This is a genomic window from Mesorhizobium australicum (genome assembly GCF_900177325.1).
In the GTDB taxonomy this organism is placed as follows: domain Bacteria; phylum Pseudomonadota; class Alphaproteobacteria; order Rhizobiales; family Rhizobiaceae; genus Mesorhizobium_A; species Mesorhizobium_A australicum_A.
The window spans coordinates 405424-420319 of the sequence record NZ_FXBL01000004.1 but is presented as its reverse complement, the minus strand read 5'-3'; the positions used below and the strand labels follow the sequence as shown (position 1 = coordinate 420319).

The 14896-nt window shown below is 67.9% G+C and carries 13 protein-coding genes; 12 read left to right on the top strand and 1 reads right to left on the bottom strand.

Features of this window, described 5'->3' with window-relative positions; genetic code table 11:
- Window positions 1–30 precede the first annotated feature (30 nt).
- From B9Z03_RS04410 to B9Z03_RS04400, 3 genes are read left to right on the top strand one after another with little or no spacing between them, the layout of a single operon-like run.
- Window positions 31–999, top strand: a complete 969-nt coding sequence (locus B9Z03_RS04410) for a LysR substrate-binding domain-containing protein (RefSeq protein ID WP_176247420.1) — start codon at window positions 31–33, stop codon at window positions 997–999.
- Window positions 996–1718, top strand: a complete 723-nt coding sequence (locus tag B9Z03_RS04405) for a maleate cis-trans isomerase family protein (protein ID WP_139832158.1) — start codon at window positions 996–998, stop codon at window positions 1716–1718. The genes B9Z03_RS04410 and B9Z03_RS04405 overlap by 4 nt, the downstream gene beginning before the upstream one ends.
- Before the next feature lie 8 nt (window positions 1719–1726).
- Entirely contained in the window at window positions 1727–2914 is a 1188-nt protein-coding gene (locus B9Z03_RS04400) for an aspartate aminotransferase family protein (RefSeq protein ID WP_085463072.1), read from the top strand.
- Here B9Z03_RS04400 and B9Z03_RS04395 read toward each other — a convergent pair.
- A complete protein-coding gene (locus B9Z03_RS04395) occupies window positions 2906–3292 on the bottom strand; it encodes a RidA family protein (protein ID WP_085463071.1) in 387 nt (128 codons plus the stop codon). The two genes, B9Z03_RS04400 and B9Z03_RS04395, sit on opposite strands and share 9 nt — an antisense overlap.
- A gap of 273 nt (window positions 3293–3565) precedes the next feature.
- Between B9Z03_RS04395 and B9Z03_RS04390 the strand changes: the two genes are divergently transcribed.
- The 9 genes from B9Z03_RS04390 (at window position 3566) to trbJ (ending at window position 14884) form a co-directional block, all read left to right on the top strand.
- Window positions 3566–5668 carry a hydantoinase/oxoprolinase family protein gene (locus B9Z03_RS04390; RefSeq protein WP_085463070.1) on the top strand — a complete coding sequence of 701 codons (2103 nt, stop codon included), beginning with the start codon at window positions 3566–3568 and terminating at the stop codon, window positions 5666–5668.
- Window positions 5665–7248, top strand: a complete 1584-nt coding sequence (locus tag B9Z03_RS04385; protein ID WP_085463069.1) for a hydantoinase B/oxoprolinase family protein — start codon at window positions 5665–5667, stop codon at window positions 7246–7248. Before B9Z03_RS04390 ends, B9Z03_RS04385 begins: the two co-directional genes overlap by 4 nt.
- A gap of 195 nt (window positions 7249–7443) precedes the next feature.
- Complete coding sequence (locus tag B9Z03_RS04380; protein ID WP_085463068.1) at window positions 7444–9429, top strand: conjugal transfer protein TraG; 1986 nt, start codon at window positions 7444–7446, stop codon at window positions 9427–9429.
- Between the two features lie 8 nt (window positions 9430–9437).
- Window positions 9438–9884 carry a ribbon-helix-helix protein, CopG family gene (locus tag B9Z03_RS04375; RefSeq protein WP_085463067.1) on the top strand — a complete coding sequence of 149 codons (447 nt, stop codon included), beginning with the start codon at window positions 9438–9440 and terminating at the stop codon, window positions 9882–9884.
- Window positions 9885–10093: 209 nt separating this feature from the next.
- The gene (gene trbB, locus B9Z03_RS04370) at window positions 10094–11035 is read left to right on the top strand and encodes a P-type conjugative transfer ATPase TrbB (RefSeq protein ID WP_085463066.1); all 942 of its coding nucleotides are present in this window, start codon (window positions 10094–10096) and stop codon (window positions 11033–11035) included.
- Between the two features lie 68 nt (window positions 11036–11103).
- Window positions 11104–11364, top strand: coding sequence for a TrbC/VirB2 family type IV secretion system protein (locus B9Z03_RS04365; RefSeq protein WP_432417023.1), 261 nt, complete (start codon window positions 11104–11106; stop codon window positions 11362–11364).
- Complete coding sequence (locus B9Z03_RS04360) at window positions 11364–11624, top strand: VirB3 family type IV secretion system protein (protein ID WP_085463064.1); 261 nt, start codon at window positions 11364–11366, stop codon at window positions 11622–11624. The genes B9Z03_RS04365 and B9Z03_RS04360 overlap by 1 nt, the downstream gene beginning before the upstream one ends.
- Before the next feature lie 9 nt (window positions 11625–11633).
- Complete coding sequence (gene trbE, locus B9Z03_RS04355) at window positions 11634–14108, top strand: conjugal transfer protein TrbE (RefSeq protein ID WP_085463063.1); 2475 nt, start codon at window positions 11634–11636, stop codon at window positions 14106–14108.
- Window positions 14105–14884 (top strand): P-type conjugative transfer protein TrbJ, encoded by a 780-nt coding sequence (gene trbJ, locus B9Z03_RS04350; RefSeq protein WP_085463062.1) that lies wholly within the window; start codon window positions 14105–14107, stop codon window positions 14882–14884. The genes trbE and trbJ overlap by 4 nt, the downstream gene beginning before the upstream one ends.
- The last annotated feature ends 12 nt before the right edge of the window (window positions 14885–14896 follow it).

Genomic DNA, 14896 nt, shown 5'->3' with positions numbered 1-14896 from the left:
CCGGGACCGGCCATGTCTCCAGGAGCGCACATGGACATCCGGCTGGAATGGCTCAGGGCCTTTCGGGCGATCATGCAGGCAGGCACGGTCACCAGCGCCGCCAACATCGTGCTGCGGACCCAGCCGCAGATCAGCCGCATGATCGCCGGGCTCGAAGCCTCGCTCGGCTTCCAGCTCTTCACGCGCGAGGGCCGGCGGCTCATCCCGACCGAGGACGGCCTGCGCTTCTACGAGCACATCGAGCCGCTGCTGATGAACTTCGAGGGCCTCAAGGGCATCGCCGAGGACATCAAGGGGCGGCGCGGCAAGCCGCTCATCATCGCCGCCGAACCCTTCCTCCTGCATTCCCTCGTGCCCACGGCGGTCGAGACGATGCGCGGCCGCGCCGACGTGAAGTTCGCCATCGACATCTGCGTGCGCGAGCTCGGCCTGTGGATGTCGCGCTCCAATGTCGATCTCGCCGTGGTCGCCCTGCCGTTCACGCAGAGCGACATGGAGCGGATCGCCTTTGCCGAGGCCGAGCTGGTCGCGTCGCTGCCCGCCGGCCATCCCCTGGCCGAGCGCGAGATCGTCGACATCACCGACCTCGCGGCCGAGCCCTTCATCGCGCTGCGGCCCAGCACGCTGCTCAGGTCGCAGATCGACCTCGCCTTGATGCGGTCCGGCGGGGTGTTCCGGCCGGTCGTCGAGACCGGGTCCGGCGTCACCGCCTGTTCCCTCGTCGCGCGAGGCCTTGGCGTGTCGATTAGCGATCCGGTCGTGGCGCGCTCCTTTGCGAACGAAGGCGTCGTCGTGCGTCGCCTCTCCACGCCGCTGAAGCTGACCTACGGCTTCCTGGTCGATTCGGGCGCGGGCGCGAACCCGCAGGTGCGGGACATGATCGGCTGCCTGATCGACGCCGTGCAGCAGCTAGGCGGCGATTTCGTCACCGTGGAGCCATATGGCGACGTGCGGTCGCTGCCCGTCTTTTCGAGCCAGCCCGGACGGTCGAAGTCATGACACCCGATCCCCGCATGGACGGCCCGCGCGTCGGCCTCATCGTCCCGTCGCTCAACACCACCACCGAGCCTGACTTCGTCAGGCAGGCGCCGTCCGACATCGGCTTCTTCGCCACCCGCGTCTACATGCGCCTGTCGACGCCGGAGGACCTGCGCGGCATGAACGCCCAGCTCGACGACGCGGCCCGCCTCGTCGGCTCGGCCGCCCCCGACCTCGTCGCCTATGCCTGCACCAGCGGCACCTTCCTCGATGGCGGCGCCGTGCTGAAGGACATCGTCGACAGGATCGGCCGCGGCGCGGGCTGCCCCGTGATCACCACCTCCGGCGCCATGCTCGATGCGCTGAGGGCGGTCGGCGCGTCCCGCGTCGCGGTGGCCGCGCCCTATCCGGGCGACATCACGCTTGCCGAATGCTCGTTCCTCCAGGCGAGCGGCTTCGGCGTTCCTGCCTGGAGGACGCTGGAGCGGACGGGCTCCGAGATCCGCAGGATCGGCCGCGAGGAGATCGGCGGCCTCGTGCGCGCCGCCGACCATCCCGACGCGCAGGCGATCTTCGTCAGCTGCACTGATCTCAGGGCCTTCGAGCTCGTCGGCGAGATGGAGGCCGCAGTGGGCAAGCCGGTGCTGACCAGCAACCAGGTCACCCTCTGGGCGATCCTGCGCGCGCTCGGCCGCAAGGCCTGTCTGCCCGGCGGCCGTCTCATCGACATCCATCTCTGAGGACCGGAATGGCCGACGCAGACGATTCCGTGCTGTTCAACGTCTACCGGCGCGCCGACGTCGAGGTCGTCCGCGGCGAAGGCGTCCGCATCTGGGACGACGGCGGGAAACGCTATCTCGACTTCATGGGCGGCGTCGCCGTGCTTGCGCTCGGCCATTGTCATCCGGCCCTGGTCGAGGCCCTCTCCAGTCAGGCGCGGACGCTCTGGCACGCCTCGAACCTGCTCAGGACTCCCGGCGCGCGGAAGGTGGCGCGCCGCCTCGTCGACGCCACCTTCGCCGACGCGGTGTTCTTCAACAGCAGCGGCAGCGAGGCGGTCGATCTCGCCATCAAGCTAGTACGCCGCTACTTCAACACGCGCGGCGACGGTCCCCGCTGGCGTGTGATCACGATGGAGAGGGGCTATCACGGCCGCACCCTGGCGACCATCGCCGCCGGCGGCTCGGCCAAGCTCACCGACGGCTTCGCGCCGCTGGTCGATGGCTTCGACCGGGTCCCGTTCGGCGACCTCGCCGCGGTCGAGGCCGCCATCGGCCCCGAGACCGGGGCGATCCTGCTTGAGCCTATCCTCGGCGATGGCGGCATTGTGGCCGCCCCCCCGGAATATCTGCGCGGCCTGCGGCAACTTGCGGACCGCCATGGCCTGCTCCTGATCCTCGACGAGGTTCAGACCGGCCTTGGCCGCACCGGCAGGCTGTTCGCCCACGAGGATGCCGGCATCGCGCCGGACATCCTGGCCATGGGCAAGGGCATCGGCGCCGGCTATCCGCTCGCCGGCGTCCTCGTCACGCGCGCGGTGGCGGATTGCCTAGCCCCCGGCTCGCATGGCGGCACCCTTGCCGGCGCCCCATTGGGCATGGCCGTCGCCGACGCCGTGCTCGACATCGTCCTGGACGACGGCTTCCTGTCCTCGGTCTCCGCGAAGGGAGATGCGCTGGCGGCTCGTCTCAAGGATATGGTGCGGCAGCACCCGGCCGTCTTCGCCGAGGCGCGCGGCGTCGGCCTGATGCGCGGCCTGAAATGCCGCGTCGACCCCTGGCTGATGGCCGGGCGACTGCGGGATGCCGGCCTGCTGGTCGCGCCGGCGATGGACGATGTCATCCGCCTCGTCCCGCCGCTCGTCGTCAGCGACGCCGAGATTGAGGAGGCCGCCGCTATCCTCGACCGCGTCGCGGCATCGATGGCGTCAGTCTGACGGCCTCTGCGGCAGCACCGCGATGCAGTCGATCTCGATGTCGATATTGTTCAGCATCGCCGCGACCGTGGTGCGCGCGGCCGGCCCTTCCGGCACCATCTCGCGATAGACCGCGTCGTATTCCCTGAACAGGGCGATGTCGGACAGGAAGACCGTCACCTTCACCATGTCCCCGAGGTCGGCTCCCGCGCCGTTGAGGATCGTCCGTATGTTCTCGATGGTCCGACGGACCTGCTCCCGGAAGGTGCCTGTCACCTTGCGCGTAGCCGGATCGGCCGGCCCCTGTCCGGCGACGAAGACGAAGCCGTTGGCGATGACGGCATGCGAATAGTGGCCCGCGGGCGAGACGGCTCCCGGGACCATGATTGCCTCGCGCATGAAGTCTCCTGTGCGGTTGATGCTCGCCGACGTTACGGGGCCTGCGGCATCGGGGACACCGGTTTTCGACTGCCCGTCTATGCAAAATGCGGCTTGCCTTATGCATGTCGCGATGCGGGCCGCGAAACCGCAAAGCCAGCGCTTCCGGCCCATTCGCCGCAGGACGCGCGGCATGTTATGCGCCGGATGCATAGCTTCGGCGACATTTCGCATTCGCGCCCTATGCTGGCTACACCTATGAATTCCTGCTGGAATGGATCGGTGGAAGAGTCGATGGACAAAGAGACACGTGCCGACGATGCCGAAGGCTTTCGCCTCGCCGCGGATATCGGCGGCACCTTTACCGACATCGTGCTCGAAGGGCGCGGCAGCCGCTGGTCGCACAAGACCCTGACGACCTATGACGCGCCCGAGCGCGCGATCCTCGACGGCATCCGCATCCTGCTCGGCCAGGCCGGCATCGCCGCGCGGGACGTCTCGATCGTCGTCCACGGCATGACGCTGGCGACAAACGCCGTGCTCGAACGTCGCGGCGCGCGCACGGCGCTGCTGACCACTCAGGGCTTCCGCGACACGCTCGAGATCGGCTACGAGACGCGCTATGACGCCACCGACCTGATGCTGGTCAAGCAGGTTCCGCTGGTGCCGCGAGAGCTTCGGCTGACCGTCGCCGAGCGGATCTCGGCGAAGGGCGAGGTGCTGGTACCGCTCGACGAGCAGGCACTGGTTTCGGTCGCCTCGGAGCTTCGCGCGCTCGACGTCGAGAGCCTGGCGATCGGTTTCCTGCATTCCTATGCGAACGGAGCCCACGAGGAGCGTGTCCGGGCGATCCTGAAGGATCTGCTGCCCGGCCTGTCGATCAGCATCTCCAGCGAGGTCTGTCCGGAAATCCGCGAGTACGAGCGCATGTCGACCGTCTGCGCCAACGCCTATGTCCAGCCCCTCGTCGAGGCCTATCTCGACAGGCTGAGGTCGCGCTTGGACGAGATGGGTATCGCCGCGCCGGCCTTCTTGATGGGGTCCGCCGGCGGCATCATTCCGCTCGACATCGCCAAGCGGATTCCGATCCGGCTGATCGAGTCCGGCCCGGCCGGCGGCGCGGTTCTCTCCGCGTCCATCGCGCGCGAGTTGGCCCTGCCGAAAGTGCTCTCCTTCGACATGGGCGGCACCACTGCCAAGATCTGTTTCATCGAGGACGGCGAGCCGCACATCGCCCCGGTGTTCGAGTTCGACCGCCAGGCGCGGTTCAGGAAGGGCAGCGGCCTGCCCCTGCGCACCCCGGTGGTCGAGTTGGTCGAGATCGGCGCCGGCGGCGGCTCCATCGCCTCGATCGACGCCCTGGGCCGCATCGCCGTCGGCCCGCACAGTGCCGGCTCCGAGCCCGGCCCGGTGAGCTACGGCCGCGGCGGCACCAAGCCCACGGTGACGGATTCCGACCTCGTCCTGTCCCGCCTCGATCCCGACAATTTCGCCGGCGGCAGCATCCGCCTCGACAGAGCGGGCGCCGAACGCGCGCTGCTTGCCGAGGTCGGAGACCCGATCTCTGTCGATGCGGTTGAGGCCGCCTTCGGCGTGGTCGAGATCGTCGACGAGACCATGGCCAACGCCGCTCGCGTGCATGCCGCCGAACTCGGCCGCGAACTGTCCGAGCATGTGATGATCGCCTTCGGCGGTGCCGCCCCTCTTCACGCTGGGCGGCTGGCGGAGAAGCTCGGCATCTCGAGCTTCATCGTGCCCCGCAATGCCGGCGTGGGCTCCGCGCTCGGCTTCCTGCGCGCCCCGATGGCCTTCGACGTTGTCCAGACGGCGCTGACGCGCCTCGGCGAGTTCGACGCCGCGCGTGTCGCCGGCTTCCTCACATCGCTCCGGCGCAAGGGCGACGAACTCGTCGCCTCCTTCGCCCTCGACTACGAACTCGCGGCGAGCTTCAGTTGCGCGATGCGCTATTCCGGACAGGGCTACGAGATCGCAGTCTCCGTAGCCTCCTCACAGCCGACGGCCGATGAACTGCGCGTGGCCTTCGAGGCGGAATATTCGCGGCTGTTCGGCCGCATCATCCCCGGCGGGGAGATCGAGGTCCTGTCCTGGCAGCTCCGGCTGTCGCGGCAGACATGGCGGCCCGGCCCGGTTCCCGCCGAGCCCGCGCCGCTGGAAGCCGCGCACGCAGGCATCCGGCGGGTCTTCGAGCCGCGCCTGAAGGTCCATACGGATCACCTCATCCTATGGCGGAGTGAGCTGCAGCCGGGCGCCCGCTTCGAGGGACCGGCGATTGTCGTTGAGGACGAGACGAGCACCATCGTGCCGGCCTCGTTCCGGGGATCGGTCGACGGCCTCGGCAATCTGATGTTGACGCGGAAGGAAGGGGCCCAGCCATGACGGGTGCGAACGCAAAGCTGTCGCCGATCAGGCTCCAAGTCGCTTGGAACCGGCTGATCGCGCTGGTGGAGGAACAGGCTCAGACCCTGCTGCGCACGGCGTTCAGCTCTATCGTTCGCGAATGCGGCGATCTCTCCGCCGGCATCTTCGACCGCTCTGGCCGCATGCTCGCCCAGGCCGTCACCGGCACGCCCGGCCACATCAACACCATGGCGCGGTCGGTGTTCTCCTTCATAGAGGCCTTCCCGGTCGACATGCTCAGGGAGGGCGACATCCTCGTCACCAACGATCCGTGGAAGGGCACCGGCCATCTCAACGACTACGTCGTGGTCACGCCCGCCTTCCGCGACGGGCGCGTCCTGGCGCTCTTCGCCTGCACCGGCCACATGACCGACGTCGGCGGCATCGGCCTCAGCGCCGAGGGATCCGACATCTTCTGCGAGGGCGTGCACCTGCCAGTGATGAAGCTCGCCGACGCCGGCCGCATCGACGAGACGCTGATGCGGATAGTCAAGAGCAATTCCCGCGTTCCCGCCGAGATCGAAGGCGACATCTATTCCCTCATCGCTTCCAACGAGGTCGCCGTGAAGCGTCTCAGGGAACTGATGGACGAGGCCGAACTGGACGACCTGGAGGAGGTGGCCGACCACATCCTCTCCTCCTCCCGCGAGGCCGTGAAGGCCCGCATCGCCGCCCTGCCGCGCGGAACCGCGACCTACCGCATGACCATCGACGGCTTCGAGGCGCCGGTGGAGCTGGTCGGCACGCTGACGATCTCCGAGGTGGGCGTGAGCTTCGACTGGACCGGCACCACCGGCCTGTCCCGCTACGGCATCAACGTGCCGCTCAACTACACCACCGCGATGACCGCCTATGCGCTCGTCTGTTCCGTCGCCCCCGACGTGCCGAACAACGAGGGCGGCCTGTCGCAGTTCGCGGTCTCGGCGCCGGAAGGATCGATCCTCAACGCGACCTGGCCGAGCCCCGTCGCATGCCGCCACATCATCGGCCTGCTGCTTCCCGACGTCGTCTTCGGCTGTGTCGACCAGTTGATGCCGGGCAAGGTTCCCGCCGAAGGCGCCTCGACACAATGGACCCTGACCTTCCGCGGCAGCGACGGCCTGCAACGCTATGCGATCTCCATCGTCACCAATGGCGGCAGCGGTGCGCGCCCCGGGATCGACGGGCTTTCGGCGACCTCCTTCCCGAGCAATGTGCGCGGCACTCCCGTCGAGATCGTCGAAAGCGAGACGCCTCTCGTCTTCTGGAAGCGCGAGCTGCGCGACGGGTCGGGCGGCGACGGCCGCTGGCGCGGCGGCATGGGCCAGGACATGGAGATCGGCACGACCGGCGATGCGCCGTTCACCCTGTTCGCCTCCTTCGACCGCATCGATCATCCCGCACGCGGCCGCGACGGCGGCGATTCGGGAGCGGCAGGCGAACTCCACCTGTCCGACGGCCAGCGGTTGTCCGGCAAGGGCGCGCACGTGATAGCGCCCGGCAAACGCCTGCTGATTCGTACCCCGGGCGGCGGTGGATACGGTGCGGTGATCACGGGAACAGACAACCATAATTTATAGCGACTGATCGTTTAATCATGACACACTGCTTTCAAGGGGCAGGATGGTGGCGTGAAAACGTCGCGCATAGCTACGTGATGAAGCGCTGTAGCACCGGTCATTCTTCGATATAAGGCGCGGCGGCACGATCCTTTTCCAGTTGACCTTGAAGTTTGATCCAAGGGAGCCCGACCTGTCCTGTGAAGGAGTAAGGTTATGTCGGGAACCAAAATCCTCTGGGGCCAGATCATCATCGTCGGCCTGATCGTGCTGACTGCGGTCTGGTGCGCCACGCAATGGACGGCTTGGCGGCTGGGCTTCCAGCCCCAACTCGGCACACCCTGGTTCGACCTTGCGGGCTGGCCGGTTTACTACCCACCGGCGTTCTTTCTCTGGTGGTTCTCCTACGACGCTTACGCACGTTCCATCTTCCACGAGGGCGCGATCATCGCCGCATCGGGCGGCTTCCTTTCCACCGCCGTCGCCATCCTCCTGTCGGTGCTGCGGGCGCGCGAGTCCGACGACATTGAGACCTACGGCTCGGCTCGCTGGGCGTCGCCTGTTGAAATCAAGCAAGCCGGCCTGCTCGGACCGGACGGCGTGGTGCTTGGCCGCTACGAGCGCGACTACCTCCGCCATGACGGCCCGGAGCATGTGCTCTGTTTCGCGCCGACTCGATCGGGGAAGGGCGTCGGCCTCGTCATACCCTCGCTTCTGACTTGGCCGGGCGCCGCGATCGTCCACGACATCAAGGGGGAGAATTGGCAACTCACCGCCGGCTTTCGCGCGCGGCACGGCCAAGTCCTGCTGTTCGATCCGACCAATGCTGGCTCCTCTGCCTACAACCCGCTGCTCGAAGTGCGGCGCGGCGAATGGGAGGTACGGGATGTCCAGAACATCGCGGACATCCTGGTCGATCCGGAAGGGAGTCTCGAACGCCGCAACCACTGGGAAAAGACCTCGCACGCTCTCCTGGTCGGCGCCATTCTCCATGCCCTCTATGCCGAGAAGGACAAGACGCTCGCCGGGGTCGCGAATTTTCTTTCCGATCCGGCGCGCTCGATCGAAGCCACGCTCTCCGCGATGATGAAGACCAGGCATCTGGGCGAGGCCGGGCCCCATCCGGTGGTTGCCTCCGCCGCCCGCGAGTTGCTCAACAAGTCGGACAACGAACGCTCCGGCGTGCTCAGCACCGCCATGAGCTTTTTGGGGCTTTACCGCGATCCGGTAGTGGCGACCGTGACGTCGCGCTGCGACTGGCGCATCGCCGATATCGTCAGCGGCGAGCGGCCCGCAACGCTCTACCTCGTCGTACCGCCGTCGGACATCAATCGCACCAAGCCGCTGGTGCGGCTCCTGCTCAACCAGATCGGCCGCCGCCTGACCGAGGACCTCAACGCCAAGGGTTCGCGGCATCGCCTGCTCCTGATGCTCGACGAGTTTCCGGCGCTGGGCCGGCTCGACTTCTTCGAGTCGGCGCTCGCCTTCATGGCCGGATACCGAATGCAGGCATTTCTGATCGCCCAATCCTTGAATCAGATCGAGCGCGCCTATGGTCCCAACAACTCCATCCTCGACAATTGTCATGTCCGCGTGTCGTTCGCGACCAACGACGAAAGGACCGCCAAGAGGGTGAGCGATGCCCTGGGCACCGCGACCGAGATGCGGGCGATGAAGAACTACGCCGGGCACAGACTCGCACCCTGGCTCGGCCACCTGATGATCTCGAGACAGGAGACCGCCCGCGCGCTGCTCACTCCCGGCGAGGTGATGCAGCTCCCGCCGAGCGACGAGATCGTCATGGTCGCTGGCGTTCACCCCATCCGCGCCCGCAAGGCGCGCTACTACGAGGACGCCCGCCTCACCGAGCGCATCCTGCCGCCACCCACGATCCGGCACGCTCAAAAAGTTGCGGACGACCACTGGAGCATGCTTGCGCTGCCCCAACGTCCCGACCCCGAGGCCGGCGAACTTCCCGCCGAGTTCTCGACCGACGACGAGGATCCGACTGAATCCGAGAAGCGCCGGCAGCCCGAGCTCAGCAGCAAGATCGCCGCTCAGCCGTCCCCCGCCGTTGAGGACGAGTTCGATCCCGAGCGTGACGCCGACGACGATGCGGCGGTGCTGGCCCGCAATCTCAACCGCACGATGCAGCGGGTGGCGCGCCAGGCCGACCTCGATCCCGGCGACGGCATGCTGTGAGCAGCGCCATGGGCAGGATCGGGAAGAAACAGCGCCTCTCGATCTATCTCGATCCGCAGGTGATGAAGGCGCTGGTCGAGCACGCGGCCCGGCGCGATCTCTCCCGCTCGCTCGTGGCCGAGGCTGCGATCGCCTCCTTCCTGTCGCCTGACGCGGCCGAGCGTCAGGAAGCGGCCATAACCAAGCGGCTCGACCAGATCGACCGCCGCCTCAACCGGGTCGAACGCGATCTTGGCATATCAGTCGAGACGCTCGCCGTCTTCGTGCGCTTCTGGCTGACGACGACGCCGCAGTTCCCCGAGCCGGCGCAGGCCGTCGCGCGGGCGCAGTTCGGCAAGCGCTACGACGCCTTCGTGGCCGCGATCGGCCGGCGACTCGCACAGGGTCCGAAACTGCGCAGCGAGATTCCCGAAGACGTTTTGCCCGCCTCCGATTCGACGTCGGACGGCTCGTAGCGGCTTTACGCCGGCGGGGCCTTCCCGCCGTTTCCCTGTCATTCTGCGCCAGGGTACGACGACCCCTTGAGGCTTGTTGCGGCCGGCCCACTCCTGCCTTTTCTACTCATCCCCGATCCAGGGCCGCGCGTCGTGCGCGCCCGCAGCGGAGCGGGGACGACGTGGTTGTATCATCCAGAGAGACGGTAGCGGTCGAACGCGGAACGCGCATGCTGCGCACCGCTCTCGGGCCGGCCATCGCCCGCTTCCTGGACGACCCCGCGATCGTCGAGGTGATGCTCAACCCCGACGGGCGGCTCTGGATCGACCGGCTCGCCGAAGGCCTCGCCGATACGGGCGAGCGGCTCGCGCCGGCCGATGGCGAGCGCATCATCCGCCTCGTCGCGCACCATGTCGGCGCCGAGGTCCATGCCGGCGCGCCGCGCGTCTCGGCCGAGCTGCCCGGAACGGGGGAGCGGTTCGAGGGCCTGCTTCCCCCTGTCGTCGCGGCGCCGGCCTTCGCGATCCGCAAGCCCGCGATCGCGGTTTTCACGCTCGCCGACTACGTGGCGGCCGACATCATGTCCGGCGCCCAAGCCGATGCGCTGCGCCAGGCCGTCGCCGAACGGCGGAACATCCTCGTCGCCGGCGGCACGTCGACGGGCAAGACGACGCTGACCAATGCGCTCCTGGCCGAAGTCGCCCGCAGCGGCGATCGCGTGGTGTTGATCGAGGACACGCGAGAGCTGCAATGCGCCGCACCCAACCTCGTGGCGCTGCGCACTAAGGACGGCATCGTCTCGCTCTCCGACCTCGTGCGGTCCTCGCTGCGCCTGCGGCCCGACCGGATTCCGATCGGCGAGGTCCGCGGCGCCGAGGCGCTCGACCTCCTCAAGGCCTGGTCGACCGGCCATCCCGGCGGCATCGGCACCATCCATGCCGGCACGGCGACCGGCGCGCTGCGCCGCCTCGAACAGCTCATCCAGGAAGCCGTGGTCACCGTGCCGCGCGCGCTGATCGCCGAGACCATCGACGTCATCGCCGTGCTCTCCGGTCGCGGATCGGCCCGCCGCCTCGCCGAGCTCGCCCATGTCACCGGCCTCGGCGCGACAGGCGACTACGACCTCTTCCCCGTCATCCCGACCCCCGAACCCACTGGAGCCTCGCAATGACATCGACGTCCCTTCTCGCCCGAGCACGCTTCGTGGCGACCGCGCTCGCCACCTCGCTCACCCTCGCCATGACCCAGGCCGCCTATGCGGCCGGCTCTTCCATGCCCTGGGAGGAACCGCTTCAGCAGATCCTCGAATCCATCGAGGGGCCGGTCGCGAAAATCATCGCGGTCATCATCATCATCGTGACCGGCCTGACGCTCGCATTCGGCGACACCTCGGGCGGCTTCCGGCGGCTTGTGCAGATCGTCTTCGGCCTGTCGATCGCCTTCGCGGCCAGCTCCTTCTTCCTCAGTTTCTTCAGCTTCGGCGGCGGGGCCGTGATCTGATGGAGGAGATTCGCGGATTCACCGCGCCCATCCATCGCGCCCTGACCGAGCCGATCCTGCTCGGCGGGGCGCCGCGCTCGGTCGCCATCCTCAACGGCACGCTGGCGGCCGCGCTCGGCCTCGGCCTGCGGCTCTGGCTGGTCGGCATCCTCCTCTGGGCGATCGGCCATCTCGCCGCCGTCTGGGCAGCGCGGCGCGATCCGCTCTTCGTCGAGGTGGTGCGCCGGCATCTGCGCATCCCCGCGCATCTCGGCCTGTGAGGTGGCGCGATGATGAACCTTGCAGAATATCGCCGCAGCGGCGCCCGGCTCGCCGATTATCTCCCCTGGGCCGCCCTCGTTGGCGAGGGCGTCGTCCTCAACAAGGACGGCAGCTTCCAGCGCTCCGCCAAGTTCCGCGGGCCTGACCTCGACAGTTCCGTGCCGGCCGAGCTGGTCGGCGTCGCCGGACGCCTCAACAACGCCTTCCGCCGTCTCGGCTCCGGCTGGAGCATCTTCGTCGAGGCGCAGCGCCACGAGGCCGCGACCTATCCGAGAAGCACGTTCCCCGATGCCGCCTCGGCGCTGGTCGATGCGGAGCGCAAGGCCGATTTTGAGGAGGCCGGTAGCCATTTCGAGTCGAGCTATTTCCTCACCATCGTCTATTTGCCGCCGGCCGAGGACTCGGCACGCGCCGAGACCTGGCTCTACGAGGGCCGCGAGCAGACCGGGGTCAACCCCTGGGAGATCCTGCGCGGCTTTGTCGATCGCACCGATCGCATGCTGGCACTGCTCGACGGCTTCATGCCCGAATGCCGCTGGCTCGATAACGCCGAAACGCTGACCTACCTGCACTCGACGATCTCGACCAAGCGCCACCGCGTCCGCGTCCCCGAGACGCCGATGTATCTGGACGCGCTGCTGGCGGACCAGCCGCTCGCCGGCGGGCTGGAGCCGCGTCTGGGCGACACCCATCTGCGCATCCTCACCATTGTCGGTTTCCCGGCCGAGACCACGCCCGGCATTCTCGACGAGCTCAATCGCTTGCCCTTCCCGTACAGGTGGAACACACGCGCCATCCTGCTCGATAAGACCGACGCAACGCGGCTGGTCACGAAAATCCGCCGCCAGTGGTTCGCCAAGCGCAAGTCGATCGCTGCGATCGTCAAGGAGGTGCTAACCAACGAGGCCTCCGTGCTGGTCGACACCGACGCGGCCAACAAGGCGGCCGACGCGGACCTCGCCCTTCAGGAACTCGGCGCCGACTATGCCGGCGAAGCCTACGCGACCGCCACGATCACCGTGTGGGACGCGGATGCGCGGATCGCCGACGAGAAGCTGCGGCTGGTCGAGAAGGTCATCCAGGGCCGTGACTTCACCGGCATGATCGAGACGATCAACGCAGTCGATGCCTGGCTCGGTACGCTGCCCGGCCATCTCTACGCCAATGTGCGCCAGCCGCCCGTCAGCACATTGAATCTCGCCCACATGATCCCCCTGAGCGCCGTGTGGGCGGGGCCGGAACGGGACGAGCACTTCCAGGCGCCCCCGCTGCTCTTCGGCAGAACGGAAGGCTCGACCCCGTTCCGGTTGTCTCTCCATGTCGGCGACGTCGGCCATACGCTGGTCGTCGGCCCGACCGGCGCCGGCAAGTCGGTGCTGCTGGCGCTGATGGCGCTCCAGTTCCGCCGCTACGAGCATACGCAGGTCTTCGCCTTCGATTTCGGCGGCTCGATCCGCACTGCCGCGCTCGCCATGGGTGGCGACTGGCACGATCTCGGCGGCGAGCTCACCGAGGGGACAGAGACCTCCGTCTCGCTCCAGCCGCTCGCCGGCATCACCTATACGCCCGAGCGAGCCTGGGCTGCCGACTGGATCGTCGCCATCCTCACCCGCGAGGGCGTGTCCGTCACCCCCGAGGTCAAGGAGCACATCTGGACGGCGCTGACCTCGCTCGCCTCGGCGCCCGTCGAGGAGCGGACCATCACCGGGCTGACGGTGCTGCTCCAGTCCAATGACCTGAAACGGGCGCTCCAGCCCTATTGCGTCGGCGGCCCCTACGGGCGGCTGCTCGACGCCGAGGCGGAAAGCGTCGGCCGCGCCCCGGTCCTGGCCTTCGAGACCGAAGGCCTGCTCGGCACCGGCGCGGCGCCGGCGGCGCTCGCCTATCTCTTCCACCGCATCGCCGGCCGCCTCGACGGACGACCGACGCTGGTCATCATCGACGAAGGCTGGCTGGCGCTCAGCGATCCCGGCTTCTCCAAGCAACTCGCCGAATGGCTGGTCACGCTGCGCAAGAAGAACGCCTCGGTCATCTTCGCCACCCAGTCGCTGGCCCAACTTGAGAAGAGCACGATCGCGGCCGAGATCATCGACTCCTGCCACACGCGCATCCTCTTGCCGAACGACCGCGCGATCGAGCCCCAGATCACCGCGATCTACCGGCGCTTCGGGCTGAACGACAGGCAGATCGAGATCATCGCCCGCGCGATGCCGAAGCGGGACTATTACGCGCAGTCCCGCCGCGGCAACCGGCTGTTCGAGCTCGGCCTCGGCGAGGTGGCGCTGGCGCTCTGCGCCGCCTCCGCCAAGTCCGACCACGCCCGCATCCAAGCGGTGCTGGCAGAGCATGGGCGCGACGGATTCCTCGCCGCTTGGCTGCGCGCCCACGACCTCGACTGGGCGGCCGATCTCATCCCCGACCTCACCAACCTCGACGCGCTGACCCCGGCGCTCAAACAACTCACAGAGGAGCTCTCCCCATGACCCACCGTCGCTCTCGAACCCATGCCGTACTGCTCGCCGCCACCATCCTGTCGGTGCCGGTGGCGTTCACGCCCGTCGCCGTCACCCCGGCCTACGCCCTGTTCGGCTTCGGAAGGATCGTCTTCGACCCTTCCAACTACGCCGAGAACGTGGTGCAGGCGGCCCGCGCCCTGGAGCAGATCAACAACCAGATCCAGAGTCTCCAGAACGAGGCCCAGATGTTGATCAATCAGGCCCGCAATCTCGCAAGCCTGCCATACTCCTCGCTGCAATCGCTCCAGCAGTCCGTCGCGAAGACGCAGCAGCTCCTGGGGGAAGCCCAGCGCATCGCCTTCGACGTGCAGCAGATCGACCAGATCTTCTCGCAGCAATACGCCAACATGGACCTCTCCGCTTCCGACCAGCAGCTCATCGAGCTGGCCCGCGAGCGATGGGGCAACACGGTCGGCGCCTTGCAGGACGCCATGCGCGTGCAGGCCGGCGTCGTCGGCAACATCGAGACGCAGCGCGCCGAGCTCTCCAATCTCGTCGGCGAAAGTCAGGGCGCGACCGGCGCATTGCAGGCGACCCAGGCCGGCAATCAGATCCTCGCGCTTCAGGCCCAGCAGCTCTCGGATCTCACCGCGCTGCTTGCCGCCAACGGCCGCGCCGACGCCCTCACGGCGGCCGAGCAGGCTGCGGCCGCCGAGCAGGGCCGCGAGCAGCGCCGACGCTTCCTCGAGCCCGGCTCCGGCTACCAGCCCGGCAACGCGCAGATGTTCCCGGGCGACAACTGAGCTGGAGCAGGG